At 66.7% G+C, this 13,440-nt stretch carries 13 protein-coding genes; 1 reads left to right on the top strand and 12 read right to left on the bottom strand.

The window, feature by feature from the left end; translation table 11 throughout:
* Nucleotides 1-10: 10 nt before the first annotated feature.
* A complete protein-coding gene (locus AC1RDJ_RS06255) occupies nucleotides 11-1,210 on the bottom strand; it encodes a sigma-54 interaction domain-containing protein (protein ID WP_083411766.1) in 1,200 nt (399 codons plus the stop codon).
* A gap of 166 nt (nucleotides 1,211-1,376) precedes the next feature.
* Here AC1RDJ_RS06255 and AC1RDJ_RS06250 point away from each other — a divergent pair, with 166 nt between their 5' ends.
* Nucleotides 1,377-2,708: an LLM class flavin-dependent oxidoreductase gene (locus AC1RDJ_RS06250; protein ID WP_493026951.1), complete on the top strand. Its 1,332-nt coding sequence runs from the start codon at nucleotides 1,377-1,379 to the stop codon at nucleotides 2,706-2,708.
* Here AC1RDJ_RS06250 and hmgA read toward each other — a convergent pair whose 3' ends face one another.
* From hmgA to AC1RDJ_RS06195, 11 genes are all read right to left on the bottom strand, one after another.
* The gene (hmgA, locus tag AC1RDJ_RS06245) at nucleotides 2,709-4,013 is read right to left on the bottom strand and encodes a homogentisate 1,2-dioxygenase (protein WP_493026950.1); all 1,305 of its coding nucleotides are present in this window, start codon (nucleotides 4,011-4,013) and stop codon (nucleotides 2,709-2,711) included.
* Nucleotides 4,010-4,195, bottom strand: a complete 186-nt coding sequence (locus AC1RDJ_RS06240; protein ID WP_071323424.1) for a hypothetical protein — start codon at nucleotides 4,193-4,195, stop codon at nucleotides 4,010-4,012. Before AC1RDJ_RS06240 ends, hmgA begins: the two co-directional genes overlap by 4 nt.
* 12 nt (nucleotides 4,196-4,207) lie before the next feature.
* Entirely contained in the window at nucleotides 4,208-5,899 is a 1,692-nt protein-coding gene (locus tag AC1RDJ_RS06235) for an FAD-dependent oxidoreductase (protein ID WP_493026948.1), read from the bottom strand.
* A gap of 13 nt (nucleotides 5,900-5,912) precedes the next feature.
* On the bottom strand, nucleotides 5,913-7,265 hold the full coding sequence (locus AC1RDJ_RS06230) for an MFS transporter (protein ID WP_493026947.1): 1,353 nt from the start codon (nucleotides 7,263-7,265) through the stop codon (nucleotides 5,913-5,915).
* 213 nt (nucleotides 7,266-7,478) lie between these two features.
* Nucleotides 7,479-7,877: a DUF1842 domain-containing protein gene (locus AC1RDJ_RS06225; RefSeq protein ID WP_493026945.1), complete on the bottom strand. Its 399-nt coding sequence runs from the start codon at nucleotides 7,875-7,877 to the stop codon at nucleotides 7,479-7,481.
* Nucleotides 7,878-8,091: 214 nt separating this feature from the next.
* The gene (locus tag AC1RDJ_RS06220) at nucleotides 8,092-8,910 is read right to left on the bottom strand and encodes a helix-turn-helix domain-containing protein (RefSeq protein WP_493026944.1); all 819 of its coding nucleotides are present in this window, start codon (nucleotides 8,908-8,910) and stop codon (nucleotides 8,092-8,094) included.
* Between the two features lie 24 nt (nucleotides 8,911-8,934).
* Nucleotides 8,935-9,444, bottom strand: coding sequence for a peptide-methionine (S)-S-oxide reductase MsrA (msrA, locus tag AC1RDJ_RS06215; RefSeq protein ID WP_071323419.1), 510 nt, complete (start codon nucleotides 9,442-9,444; stop codon nucleotides 8,935-8,937).
* 57 nt (nucleotides 9,445-9,501) lie between these two features.
* Complete coding sequence (locus AC1RDJ_RS06210; protein ID WP_493026942.1) at nucleotides 9,502-10,845, bottom strand: MBL fold metallo-hydrolase; 1,344 nt, start codon at nucleotides 10,843-10,845, stop codon at nucleotides 9,502-9,504.
* Nucleotides 10,846-10,931: 86 nt separating this feature from the next.
* Nucleotides 10,932-11,906 carry a porphobilinogen synthase gene (hemB, locus tag AC1RDJ_RS06205; RefSeq protein WP_493026940.1) on the bottom strand — a complete coding sequence of 325 codons (975 nt, stop codon included), beginning with the start codon at nucleotides 11,904-11,906 and terminating at the stop codon, nucleotides 10,932-10,934.
* 112 nt (nucleotides 11,907-12,018) lie between these two features.
* Nucleotides 12,019-12,921, bottom strand: a complete 903-nt coding sequence (locus AC1RDJ_RS06200) for a VirK/YbjX family protein (RefSeq protein ID WP_493026939.1) — start codon at nucleotides 12,919-12,921, stop codon at nucleotides 12,019-12,021.
* Between the two features lie 209 nt (nucleotides 12,922-13,130).
* On the bottom strand, nucleotides 13,131-13,433 hold the full coding sequence (locus AC1RDJ_RS06195) for a hypothetical protein (protein ID WP_493026938.1): 303 nt from the start codon (nucleotides 13,431-13,433) through the stop codon (nucleotides 13,131-13,133).
* Between the last annotated feature and the right edge of the window lie 7 nt (nucleotides 13,434-13,440).

The following is a 13,440-nucleotide window of genomic DNA, read 5'->3' as shown; positions in this document are numbered from 1 at the left end:
AGTCGCGTGCCTAATCGATGGCGCCCGCTTTTTTCAGGAAGGTGCGCAGGATGTTGCGGCTCAGGTTCAGGTGCTTGGCCGTGCGCACCTGGTTGCGCTCATTGCGCTCCCACGCGGCGCGCACCAGCTCCTGCTGCATGGCTTCGAATGCCACGGCTTCGCCCGAGTCGAGCAAGGCTTGCCAGGCGCGGGCGAAGCGTTCGGCGGCCAGCGAGTCGTCCTGCGCGGCAGCGCCGTGCGCCGCGTAGGCGATGTCGGCGCCGCCGGCCCAGGCATCTGGAGCAGGCACAGGGGCCGTCGCGGGTGCGGCAGCCACTGCGCGGTGCCAGCCCGACAGGCTCAAGTCCTCGGCGCGCACGACGCCGCTGCGGCACACGAGCAGCGCGCGGTGGATGACGTTTTCCAGTTCGCGGATATTGCCCGGCCACGGATAGGCCAGCAAGGCTTGCTGCGCATCGGCCCCCAGCTCCACCTCGCCCAGGTGCAATCGCTGCGCATAGATGGCCATGAAGTGGCGCGTCAGCGGCATGACGTCGCCCGGACGCTCGCGCAGGGGCCGCAGCGGCAGGCCGATCACCTGCAGCCGGTAATACAGGTCTTCGCGGAAGCGCCCGGCCCGCACGGCTTCGGCCAGGTCCACATTCGTCGCGGCGATCAGGCGCACGTCGATGGGAATGGCGCGCCGCGCGCCCAGGCGCACCACTTCGCGCTCCTGCAGCACGCGCAGCAGCTTGACCTGCATCGCCAGCGGCAAGTCGCCGATTTCATCGAGGAACAGGGTGCCGCCGCTGGCCGTCTCGAACCAGCCCGGCTTGCCCTGCTGCGCGCCCGTGAACGCCCCCCGTTCATAGCCGAACAGTTCGCTCTCGACGAGGGTTTCGGAAAACGCGCCGCAGTTAATCGCCACAAAGGGCTGCTCGGCGCGCCCGCTCAAGCCATGCACGTGGCGCGCGATCAGCTCCTTGCCGGTGCCCGTCTCGCCCGTGATCAGCACCGTCGCCTCGCTGGGGGCGATGCGTTCGATCAGTTCGTGCAACTGGCGCGAGTGGGGGTCGGCAAAGACAAACGCCGTGGCGCGCACCAGCAAGCTCATTTGCTGCGGATCGCGGAAGGCAACCAGCGCGCCGTCGTCATCGGCACTGCCCGCGCCGCGGGCCAGGTGGGCGCTGCGCGCAAAGTCGCTGCTGAAATTGTGGGCTAGGAGTTCCATGCGCCGACTATACCGCGCAAAAAGCGCCGGCGTGAACGAATGGTGCCGTTCTAGCTTATCCGGATTTTGCATATGCCCGCTGCTGCTCAGGTGCGGCTCCGGTGCTGGCCCGAACCTTGCAATGGCAGTGGAGCAGGCAATGTCGCCTGCCCACCACGGAACTCCCATGCCGCCACGCCAGCTCGTCCTGAATGTCTTCCTGCAACGCCACGGCCACCACCCTGCCGCCTGGCGCCACCCATCGGCCAGCGCCAGCGGACGGCCCGACCTGGCCTGGTGGCTGCGCGCCGCCCAGCTGGCCGAGGCGGCCAAATTCGACAGTTTTTTCATTGCCGACTTCATCGGCCGCGCCGGCGACGTCGCGCCGGAAACGGGCCGCGCCGCCATCGGCCTGCCCTTCGAGCCCTTCACCCTGCTGTCGGCCATCGCCGCCGTCACCAGCCGTATCGGCCTGATCGCCACCGTCAACACCAATTATGAACATCCGTATCACGTGGCGCGCAAATTCAGCTCACTCGACCACCTGAGCGGCGGGCGCGCGGGCTGGAACGTCGTTTCCTCGTTCGGCGAACACACGGCGCGCAATTTCGGCATCGATGCACCGCGCAGTCACGCGGAGCGCTATGCGCGCGCCGACGAATTCGTCGCCCTCTCCAGGGCCCTGTGGGATAGCTGGGATGACGATGCCTTCGACCGGCCCGACCGCGCCGGCGGCCAGTTCTACCAGCCGGCGGCGGGCCACGCGCTGGACTTCCGCGGCGAGCATTTCGCCTCGCAAGGCTTGCTGGACTTGCCCCGGCCCGTGCAGGGCCACCCCGTGCTGGTGCAGGCGGGCAATTCCGACACGGGCCGCGAATTTGCCGCGCGCCAGGCCGAGATGGTGTACTGCTCGGCCACCTCGCTGCCCGTGGCGCAGGCGTATTACGCGGACGTGAAAGGGCGCATGGCGAAATACGGCCGCGCCGAAGATCAGCTGAAGGTCACGCCAGGGCTGTCGGTGGTGGTGGCGGAAAGCGACCAGCAGGCGCAGGACCAGTTCGGCGAGCTGCAATCGCTGGTCGACTTCAGCAACCTGGAATTTGGCGGTTTTGACCTCTCCGGCTATCCGCTCGACGGCCCCCTGCCCGACCTGCCCTACCAGGCGGGAGACAACGGCAAGGGACGCTTTGCGCAGCAGCTGGAACTGGCGCGCCGCGAGCACCTGACCCTGCGCCAGCTGGTGCTGCGCTTTCGCGTCGCGCGCGGCCATTTGCAAGCGATCGGCTCCGCCAGGACGGTGGCCGACCAGATGGAAAAGTGGTTCACGGAACGGGGCGCGGACGGTTTCAACGTCGTGCCGCCCCTGCTGCCGCAAGGCTTCGAGGATTTTACCCGCCTCGTGGTGCCGGAACTGCAGCGACGCGGCCTGTTCCGCACCGAATATGCAGGCAACACCCTGCGCGACCACCTGGGACTGGCGCGGCCCGTCAACCCGCACACGCGGGCGCGGGCCGCTTGACTAGGCCTGGTCCGGGTCGAAGTGCTTGCGCAAGCCTTGCCAGCACTCGAAATAATCGCTTTGCAGCAGGCCGCCGTTCAAGGCGAATGGCGTCGGCTTGATGATGGTGCGCGTCTCGAACATGAAGGCCATGGTGTCGCCCACCTTCACGGGCGCCGACGTGTCGCTGTGCGAGGCGCGCTCGAAGGTCTGCGCATCGGGGCCATGGCCGGACATGCAGTTGTGCAGGCTGGCGCCGCCCGGCACGAAACCGGCCGCCTTGGCATCGTACACGCCGTGGATCAGCCCCATGAATTCGCTGGCCACGTTGCGGTGGAACCAGGGCGGGCGGAACGTGTGTTCGGCGGCCAGCCAGCGCGGCGGGAAGATGGCGAAGTCGATGGCGCCCAGCTGCGGGTTTTCGCTGGGCGCTTGCAGCACGAGGAAGATCGACGGGTCCGGGTGGTCGTAGCTGATCGAGCCGATGGTGTTAAAGCGGCGCAAATCATATTTATACGGCGCGTAATTGCCATGCCAGGCCACCACGTCCAGCGGCGAATGATCGAGCGTCGTGCGCCACAAATGGCCACCGAACTTGGCCACCAGCTCGCACTCGCCCTCGATATCCTCGTACGCGGCATGCGGCGTGAGGAAATCGCGGGCGTTCGCCAGGCCGTTCGAGCCGATGGGCCCCATGTCCGGCAGGCGAAACGCCGTGCCGAAGTTTTCGCACACATAGCCGCGCGCCTGGCCGTCGGGCAGGGTCACGCGAAAGCGCACGCCGCGCGGAATGACGGCGATTTCCTGCGGGTCCAGCTCGATCAGGCCCAGTTCCGTGGCGATGGCCAGCCGGCCCTGCTGCGGCACGACCAGCAGCTCGCCGTCGGCCGAGTAAAAGAAGCGCTGCATGGGCCGGTTCGCCGCATACAGGTGGATGGCGCAGCCGCTCATCGCTTCGGCGCTGCCATTGCCGGCCATCGTCACGAGGCCACCGATGAAGTCCGTCGGCTGGCCGGAATCGGGCAGCGGCAGCGGATCCCAGCGCAGCTGGTTCGGCGGCGTCGGCGGCATCGCATGGAAATCGCTGACGATGCGGGGATTCGCCAGCAGGGTAAACGGCGGATGCCGGCTGGCAGGACGGATGCGGTACAGCCACGAGCGCCGGTTCTGCGCGCGCGGCGCCGTGAAGGCCGTGCCCGACAACTGTTCCGCATACAGGCCCAGGGGCGCCTGCTGCGGCGAATTCTGTCCCTGCGGCAAGGCGCCGGGCACGGCTTCCGTGGCAAATTCATTGCCGAAGCCGCTTTGATAACCGGCGCCTATCATACGGGCTCCGCCAGGCCTTCGGCCGCGTCGCGCAGCAAGCCCTGCACCACGTCGGCCTTGCCGATGGCGCCCATGGCCAGCAAGGCGAAGCGAGCCAGCAGCAGCGGCGCGCGCTGCTCGCCCACGCCGCCCATGGTGTGGCACAGCTCGGTATAAAGATTATCGAGTTCAATGTCCGTCATATTGTCTCCTTGTTACGATTGTGTGCCGATGCCTGCCGCCGCCAGCGCTGCCGCCACCTGCCCCGCCTGCACCTGCCGCCAGCGCGCCAGCACGTGACCGTCCGGGCGCACGAGGTAAAACGTGCCGGGCTGCGCATCGAACAGCGAGCATACCTGCGCCGTATGGTCCCAGGCGCACAGTTCCCCGCCTGTCCGCACGGGATTGCGGGCAATGGCCACGGTCGCCAGCGGCAGCGTGCCGCGCAGCGCCAGCAATTCCTCTGGCACCTGGCCATCGTCGCTGAAGTACAAGCCCGCAAACCGCCCCTGCCCCAGCCGCACTAGATCGGTAATATAACCGGCTTTCCGCGCGCCGTCCTGCAGCAGCGCCAGCGGACACTCGGGCAAGACCGTGCCCGGCGCGGGACCGGCGCCGAACGCATCCGCATCCGCCCCGTTCAACGGCGAGCGCGCATACGCGATGGCGCTGGTCTGGCGCGGATTGATCAGGGAACGCACGTGCGCATGCCTGCCCGCCAGGCCCAGCACGGCCGTGCGCATCAACTCGAAGGCAAACGTGGGCGGCGCCATGAATTCCGTGCTTTTCGTGCCGTGGCGCAGGTTTTCATGGGCCGCGTACACGCGCTCGTCCGAATAGCTGTCGAGCAAACCGTGCGGCGCCTGGCCCTGGACGACATAGGCGAGCTTCCAGGCCAGGTTGTCGGCGTCGTCGATGCCCGAGTTCGCTCCGCGCACGCCGAAGATCGGCACCAGGTGGGCCGCGTCGCCCGCGAACAGCACGCGGCCGTGGCGGTATTTCTCCAGCGTCAGCGCGTTTGCCGTGTAGATGGTGATCCACACGGGATGCCACGGCGCCGTTTCCCCCATCATGGCCAGCAGGCTGTCCACGCGGGGCGCCACGTTTTCCAGCAGCACGGCCGCCTGCGCATCCTCGTCGTCGCGCAGCTGGTAGTCGATGCGCCAGATGTCGTCGGGCTGCTTGTGCACCAGCACGGTCGAACCGGGATTCGACGGCGGATCGAAATACGCGAGGCGTTCCGTCGGACGGCTGCTGTTCAGGTGGATGTCGACGATCACATAGCGGCCCTCATAGCTGGTACCCTGCAGTTTCAAGCCCAGCGCCTCGCGCACGGCGCTGCGCCCGCCGTCGGCCGCCACCAGCCAGTCCGCCTCGATCTGGTAGCTTTCATCGGGCGTGGCCACGCTGACGGTGACGCCGTCGGCGCGGCGCGCCACGTCCGTGACCCGCGTCTGCCAGCGGATATCGATCAATTCCGGCAGGCGTTCGGCCGCATCGAGCAGGAACTGTTCGATATGGTATTGCGCCAGGTTGAGCATCGGCGGCAATTTCTGGTGCGCGTCTTGCGGCATCGTAAAGTGCAGCACTTCTTCCTCGCGGTAAAAGCTGCGCCCGCCGGCCCACGGCAAGCCCTTGGCAAGAAAACCGTCGAGCGCGCCCAGGCGTTCGATGATTTCCAGGCTGCGCCGCGAAATGCAGATGGCGCGGCTGCCCGTGCAGACGCCGTCATCGGCTTCGATCAGCACCGAGCGCACGCCGTGGCGCGCCAGGCCCAGGGCCGTGGCCAGGCCCACGGGGCCGCCGCCGGCGATCACGACGGGCACATGCTGCGTGCCCGTAGCGGCCGGTTTGCCGGGCGGATAGACTGTCGGCACATGGGGATAGGGGTGAAACGTGTCGCTCATGATGGTGTCCTCTTCAAGAATGTTCCTTGCCGCGTGCCATCGGCAGGGTCAGCACGATGGCTGCGCCCGCCACCAGCAGCACGCTGGCGTACAGCAAGCCCGTGGCAAAGCTGTGCGTGAAATCCTTCAGCCAGCCCACGACGACGGGGTTCAGGGCCGAGCCGATATTGCCCGTCGCATTGATGACGGCGATGCCGATGGCGCGCGCGCCCAGGCTCAGCGCACGGTCCGGCGTCGTCCAGAAGACGGACATGGCCGTGTAGGCGCCCGTCGAGGCCATGCACACGCCCAGCAGCTGGACGACGGGATTGCCGGCATACGCGGTCAACAGCCAGCCCAGGGCCGACAGCAGCATGGGCCAGACGATGTGCCAGCGGCGTTCCTGCCGGCGGTCCGAGCGGCGGCCCCAGGCAATCATGCCGATCACCGTGCACACTTGCGGGATGGCCGCCAGCAGCCCGATCTGCGTATTGCTGGCGCCGCTATTGAAACTTTTCACGATCAGCGGCGTCCACACGGCCACCATCGCCAGGGTGTTCACCAGGCAAAAATAGGCGATGCCGAATTTCAGCACCGTGGGCGAGCACATCTCCGCCAGCACGGAGGCCTGTGCCTGTGCCGCGGCCTGTGGCGCCGCCGGCTTGTGCTCGGCCGCCAGCATGCGCGCCAGCACCTGCCGTTCCAGCGTGCCCAGCCAGTTCGCCTTGTGGGGCGCGTCGTCCAGGTAGCCATACACCATCAGGCCCAGCAGCACGGAAGGCATGCCTTCAAGCAAGAACAGCCATTGCCAGCCCTTCAAGCCCCAGTGGCCGTCCAGGCCCAGGATCAGACCCGACAGGGCCGAGCCGATGGCGGCCGTGACGGGCATGGCGATCATGAACAGGGCGTTGGCCCGCGCGCGGTAGGCGCTGGGAAACCAGTAGGTCAGGTACAGCAGCATGCCGGGCAAAAAGCCCGCCTCCGTCACGCCGACGAGGAAGCGCAGCGCATACAGGCTGGCCGGGCCGCTGGCAAACAGGGTCGCCGTCGAGGCCAGGCCCCAGGCGATCATCATCGAGCCTATCCAGCGACGCGCGCCGATGCGCGCCAGCACGATATTGCTGGGGATGCTGCAAGCGATGTAGGCGATGTAAAACAGGGTGGTGGCAAAGCCGAACTGGGTGCCGGACAGGCCCAGGTCCTGCATCATGGTCAGGCCGGCAAAGCCGATATTGATGCGGTCGAGAAAGGAGAATACGAACAGCAGGAACAAAAATCCCAGCAGATGGCGCGATACCTTGCGCATCACCTGCTGTTCCAGTTGCACGGTGGCCGCGTCGAGGACGGGCGCATGGATGGCGGGGGGAGCCGCCGGGGCGATGGTCATGCTTGTCTCCATAAGGTGTCGCTCCCCCCTTGCTGTTTTTATGGGGTGGGAGCCGCCGGCTGATCCGGCTTGAGACACAGTATGCAGACGGGCAGGCTCAAGGCTGTCCCCATTTTGGGGACAGCTGGCCGCCAAAAGAACTAGTGGGCAGGGCAACGGCGGCGGCCCGCGCGGGCTGCCGCCCTCATGGCCCGATGCCGTCGGGCGGCGTGCTTAGCCGCGTTTCTTGATCGGCACGTTATCGACCTTTTGCTGGTCATAGATAAAGGAGCCGTGGCCGCTCCAGTTGTTGTCGGTGGCAAACGTCGCTTCGAACTGTACCAGGTAGCTGCCGATGGCCGGTGGCGGCACGGACACGACATATTCGCCGCGCAGGCTGAAGACGCGCGTGGTTTTCCCCACGCCCAGGCCATGCACGGGTCCGCTGACGGGGCGGATCACCACGCGGCCGTGCGGAGGCGCGATCGACTGCGTGATCAGGGCTTCGCCGCTGACCGTGCCATCGTCGGGGTTGTAGAACAGGGCCAGATTCAGGATGGGTGCGCCTGGCAGGCCGAGATTGCCGGCGATCAAATACACGTGTTCTACCGCATTCAATTCAGATGTGGACACAATGAACTCCTTCGGGGTGGTTCCTGAGCCAGGGAAACAGGAGATCGCGGGCTGCGACAGGCGCTGGCTATCAGCCTTGCCGACGGTTGTTTTGTTTCAACGCATCAACACTCTGCAAGCAGCATAGGCCGTATTCCCGTATCAATACGCGCACATTATCACCTTGAATTTCAGCTATTTTATGCAGGCCCCGGCAACCAGGCAGCGCTAGCATCTATGCCGCTTGCGGGCCTAGACATAGCGCAAACAATTGTCGCTGGCTGGCAATGCCCAGGCGCTTGTACGCGCGCTTCTGGTAGGTGATGACGCTTGCCGGCTGCACGCCCATGGTCTCGGCAATCTCCACGGCCGTCAGTCCTTCGAGCACGCCGCGCAGGACATCGAGTTCGCGCTTGCTCAATTGCGGGCCATGCTGGCGCAGCCGGGCCAGCATCATGGGCGCGACGCCCTGCGCCGGCTGGCCGTTCAAGCTGTAGTGGTGCCTGGCCACATATGCAAACAGCGGCGACAGGGCTTCGATGCCGGCGATTTCGCCGGGCTGGAACTTGCCCTGGCTACTGTCGCGGTAAAAATTGACGGACAGCCAGATATCGCTGGCCGGCTGCACCAGCAAGGACAGCCGGTCCGACACATTCGGCCGCTGGTAGCAGGCGGCGCGGTAGCCGGGATGGCGGATCTCGTCGCTCGCTTGCTGGTGCAGCACGATGGCGGGGTCGATTTTCGGCTGGACGGCAGGGGCGATGACGCTCTGGTTGCCGTCGAGCGCGTAGTAGTGGCGGGCGTAGCTGTCCGCGATATCCTGCAGGAAGCGCCCGCCGCGCCGGTCCGCCACGGCCACCGTGCGCGGCCGGTTGCCGAATTCATACGCGAAGATCGTGCACTGGGCGATCGGCGCGGCCGTGCCGACCGTCTTCAGGATGGCGCCCGCCATGGCATTCACGTCGGCATGGCCGATGGCCGCCACCAGGTCCAGGGCGCGCCCCAGGTCCAGCTGCCCTTCCGCCTGCCGCCGCTCCACCCGCCAATAGCGCATCGCCGTCTCCCCTGCCCCGCGCGCTTACTGCGCACGCTGCGGCAAGACCCAGTCCGGGCGGATGTAGTGGCAGGTATAGCCGTGCGGCAAGCGCTGCAGGTAATCCTGGTGCTCGGGCTCCGCTTCCCAGAACGGGCCGGCCGGCGCCACTTCCGTCACCACCTTGCCCGGCCACAGGCCCGACGCGTCGACGTCGCGGATGGTCTCTTCGGCCACGCGCCGTTGCTCGTCGCTCGTGTAAAAGATGGCCGAACGGTAGCTGCTGCCGCGGTCGTTGCCCTGGCGCTCCGGCGTGCTGGGGTCGTGGATCTGGAAGAAGAATTCGAGGATCTTGCGGTAGCTGATGGCTTGCGGGTCGAAGATGATTTCGATGGCTTCCGCATGCGTGCCGTGGTTGCGGTAGGTAGCGTTGGCCACGTCGCCGCCGCTGTAGCCGACGCGCGTGGCCAGCACGCCCGGATAGCGGCGCAGCAAGTCCTGCACGCCCCAGAAGCAGCCGCCGGCCAGGATTGCGGTTTCATTGTCGTGTGCCATGGTGTCTTTCCAGATCAAAGTCAGAAACAGCTATCTTACCCTGTCGCCGCGTTTTCTTCAGCGGGCCAGCAGGCGTTTCAGCTGCGCCGCCTGGTAGGCGCCGATGGCGTCGTTGAACAGGCAGCGGATCAGGGGATCGTCGACGAGGTCGGCATCCCTCAGTTCGGCCTGCGTGGCGGCGTCGAAAGCGCCATCGTTGATGCGCATGTACATCGACGTCAGCGATTCGCCCAGCACCAGCGCCGCATGGCATTTCACCAGCGGCACTTGCGTCGTCCAGCCGGGCGCTTCACCGGTATCGGGCACGAGGTCGATCAAGTCGCCATGCGTGCGGTAATGCAGGACCGTGGCCGCGCCGTCGTGGCCGTACAGCGACAGCCGCCACAGGCGCGGCTGCTGGAAGTAGCTGTCCTCGGGCAGCTCCATGTAGCGGTAGCGCTCAAGCAGGCCATGGCGGCAAAAGTCGAGCACCAGCGCCGTATCCTCGGCATCGAGGGGCGCGAAATGGCGCGCGATGTCCGCCGTGGCGGGCGGCGGCGCCTCCGGACGGTAGTCGAAATCCACGTCCTGCGGCCCCACCGGGATGACCCAGGGCAGCGGCGCCGCAGCGGTCAATCCTTGCGCGTCGAGCAGCACGGCCGTCGACGGGTCGAGCCGGAAGATGTGCGCCCCCGGCAGCGCGGCGCCGATCTCCCGCGCAAACCGGGCGTACGTGATGGGGAACATCGCGTGGTTGTACCACGACCAGTCTTCCTGCACGAACTGGCAGGAGCTGGGCACGAGGTAACGGGGCGCCAGCGCGCGCAGCTGCGGCACCCAGTCGTCGGGCAGTTCCACCTGGCCCCGCGCCGCCTGCGATGGCGCGATGACGGCAATCTCGCGCATGGTCTGGAAGGGCCACAGCACCATGTCCCATGGCGCGAACGCGGCCAGTTGCGCCAGGGTCTCCGGACCGATCCAGGAATCGACGACGTTGAGCACGTTCAAGCCGGCGGCGCGCACCTGGAACAGCGAGTCGACATCGTCGTCCAGCGCCCGGCGCGGTATCACCTCGATGGCGCCCACGCGCACTGGCGCATCCACGTGCAGGCGCTCGACGGCGGTAAAACCGAGCGCGCGCAGCATGGCGAACAGTTCGTCGAAGACGCAGTACAGGTAGATGGGCGTGGCGCGGTCGAGCGCATCGAGGCTGTCGAGCGAGCAGTGGTCGTCGTGGAAATGCGAGATGAAGACGGCATCCCAGCGCAGCCGGCGCACCGCATCGAGGTCGAAACGCACGGAGGGGAATGCGTGGCAATTGCGGCTGAACGGGTTTTCGACGATGGGGTCGAAGGCGATGGCCGTGCCTTCGCACTCGAAGACATAGCCGGCGTGCAGGATGCGGGAGATTTTCAGGGGCATGGATAGACTAACGGCGACAAATCGCAGCTTCGGATTGGGCAGCGCGCATGATAGCTGAAAAGGCGGCTGCCCTGCCCCTGGTTTGCTTAGTACGGATTGTTCAGCACATCCATCGCGAAATACGTGAAGATCATGTCCGCGCCCGCGCGCTTGATGGCGCCCAGGGTTTCCTGCACCACGCGGCGCTCGTCGATGGCGCCCGCCTGCGCGGCGAACTTGATCATCGCGTACTCGCCGCTGACCTGGTAGGCGCCGATCGGCAGGCGCGTCACTTCGCGCAGGTCGCGGATGATGTCCAGGTAGGCTCCGGCCGGTTTCACCATCAGGGCGTCGGCGCCCTCCGCTTCGTCGATCAGCGATTCGCGCACCGCTTCGCGGCGGTTCATCGGATCCATCTGGTAGGTCTTGCGGTCGCCCTTCAGGGTGCTGCCGGCCGCGTCGCGGAACGGGCCGTACAGGCCGGAGGCGAACTTGGTCGAATACGCCATCACGGGCGTGTCGTGGAAGCCGGCCGCGTCGAGCGCGCTGCGGATGGCCGCCACCTGGCCATCCATGGCCGCCGATGGGGCGATGATGTCGGCGCCCGCCTGGGCGGCGATGACGGCCTGCTTGCCCAGGTTCAGCACGGTGCTGTCATTGTCCACCGTGTCGCCATGCAGGATGCCGCAATGGCCGTGGTCCGTGTATTCGCAGAAGCAGGTGTCGGACATGACCACCATCTCGGGCACGGCGTCCTTGATGATGCGCGACATGCGCGCCACCAGGCCGTCCGGGTTCAGGGTGTCCGTGCCGTGGCTGTCCTTGTGGTGCGAAATGCCGAAGGTCATGACGGAACGCAGGCCGGCGCGCGCATAGCGCTCGACTTCCTGCGCCAGCTTCGCCTCGGGGATGCGGCGCACGCCGGGCATGGACGTGATGTCGATGAAATCGCTGGCGCCTTCGTCGACGAAGATCGGCAGAACCAGGTCGCGCGGGTTGATCTCGGTTTCGCGGAACAGCTCGCGCAGTTGCGGGGTCGCGCGCAGGCGGCGCATACGCAAAGTGGGGAATTGTGCTGGCATGGGGTGACTGGCTTCAGGTTGAGAACGCCGGTAAGTATACGCCGATCGCGCCGATTGCGCCCGGTCGCCCGGCAAAAATGCCGCCCAGGTCAAGAAACGCGGGCTTGCTGCCTCATTGGGCATCGAGCATGGCGGTCAGTTGCCAGCGCATGTCTGCCGCCAGCCGCACCAGCATGGCGCCGCGGCGGCGCGCATCGGCGCGTTTTTTCGACGGCACCTGGTCCAGCTCCGGCATCCGGCAAGGGGCGCACGGCAGGCGGTAATTGCCGTCGCCGGCGGGCTGCGCATGCAGCTCCTGCCACGCCTGGTCGTAATCGCAGCTGATGTGGCGGCGCCGGCGCCAGTTCAGCGCGATGCGGTTGGCGTTGCTGACCAGGCTCACATGCTCGCAGCCGAAAAAGTCGCCCAGGTCGCGCAAGGCGGCCACCATCAGATTTTTCGGCCGGCAGCCGTGCAGCGCCCGCGTCGCGTCGCGCACGGCCTGCGCACCCGCCTGCGCGCGCAAGCCCTGCAGCGCACCCAGCGCGATGGCGACGCCGCCGGGCTGGGGCCGGAACAGGAAGCTGGCCAGGTACAGCGAGACGCCGTCGCACGTCAGGCGCAGGCACAGGTCGCCCTCGCGGTGGCTGTCGTGGATGGCCGTCAGCTGCAGGCGGTAGATGGCGCCATCCTTGCCCTCGATGGCGGCCAGCACGAGCGGGCGGCGCGCCGCATATTCCACCAGCGGCCGCGCGCCCGCCTGCCACAGGAAGCGGTAATGCCCGCGCAGCAGGTCCACGCGCGCCGCGCAGCCGAACTGGCGGCTCGCATACGGACGGTAGATCTTGTACAGCAGACTGGGATGGGCTTGCGCCAGCGCCGCCAGGCCCGGCGTTTCTGCGATGAAGGCGTGCCAGCGCGCGCGCTGCACGGGAAACACCAGCGCCCCCAGCGCGGCCTTGATGCGGTGGCCATGCTGGCGCGCTGCCTGCTGCTGCGCTGCGGCGGATTCCCCGCTGACGGTAAAAGTATGCATGGAACGGCTCTACGACGGATCGGGACAGGCAATCCGCGGCGCACCGCGGGCAGCCCGGAACAGGCGGCTGCGCGCACGCAGCCGCTCTACGCCGGGTAGAGCGGATGATAGGTGGGAGCGAAAACAAAGGGGGTTACAAGTTGGTAATGTGCCGCAGGGGGATCACGGCGCCAGGCCGGCACCCGGTATCAGGCGCAGCAAGGGATTGATCAGTATCGGGCCCAGGGGCACATGCAGTAAATAAACCGCATAGGAAATATCGCCGAGGAAGGCCGACATTTCTCTTCCAGGATACGCGGACGGATGGCGGCCAGCAGCCGCAGCAGCGCCGGAAACAGGGCCATGATCGCGACGACATCCAGCATCAGGTCGACGCTCTGCCCCTTGCGGGCAAGCAGGACGGCCAGGGACAGTGCCGCAGAATAAGCGAATATCCAGGCTTGCCTGCGGTAGTAAAACAACAAGATGCCGGCCGAAAAGCCCGGCATGCCGCGCAGCAAACCTTCGAGCACATCCGCA

This window comes from Janthinobacterium sp. GW822-FHT07H10 (assembly GCF_058798675.1).
The sequence above is the reverse complement of the archived record's forward strand: the minus strand, read 5'-3'. Positions and strand labels throughout refer to the sequence as shown.

Coding starts and splice junctions, on each gene's coding strand:
- hmgA (WP_493026950.1), bottom strand. CDS start 4,013: ATGATAGGCGCCGGTTATCAAAGCGGCTTCGGCAATGAATTTGCCACG.
- AC1RDJ_RS06240 (WP_071323424.1), bottom strand. CDS start 4,195: ATGACGGACATTGAACTCGATAATCTTTATACCGAGCTGTGCCACACC.
- AC1RDJ_RS06210 (WP_493026942.1), bottom strand. CDS start 10,845: ATGCCCCTGAAAATCTCCCGCATCCTGCACGCCGGCTATGTCTTCGAG.
- AC1RDJ_RS06250 (WP_493026951.1), top strand. CDS start 1,377: ATGCCGCCACGCCAGCTCGTCCTGAATGTCTTCCTGCAACGCCACGGC.
- AC1RDJ_RS06220 (WP_493026944.1), bottom strand. CDS start 8,910: ATGCGCTATTGGCGGGTGGAGCGGCGGCAGGCGGAAGGGCAGCTGGAC.
- AC1RDJ_RS06255 (WP_083411766.1), bottom strand. CDS start 1,210: ATGGAACTCCTAGCCCACAATTTCAGCAGCGACTTTGCGCGCAGCGCC.
- AC1RDJ_RS06230 (WP_493026947.1), bottom strand. CDS start 7,265: ATGACCATCGCCCCGGCGGCTCCCCCCGCCATCCATGCGCCCGTCCTC.
- hemB (WP_493026940.1), bottom strand. CDS start 11,906: ATGCCAGCACAATTCCCCACTTTGCGTATGCGCCGCCTGCGCGCGACC.
- AC1RDJ_RS06235 (WP_493026948.1), bottom strand. CDS start 5,899: ATGAGCGACACGTTTCACCCCTATCCCCATGTGCCGACAGTCTATCCG.
- AC1RDJ_RS06200 (WP_493026939.1), bottom strand. CDS start 12,921: ATGCATACTTTTACCGTCAGCGGGGAATCCGCCGCAGCGCAGCAGCAG.
- msrA (WP_071323419.1), bottom strand. CDS start 9,444: ATGGCACACGACAATGAAACCGCAATCCTGGCCGGCGGCTGCTTCTGG.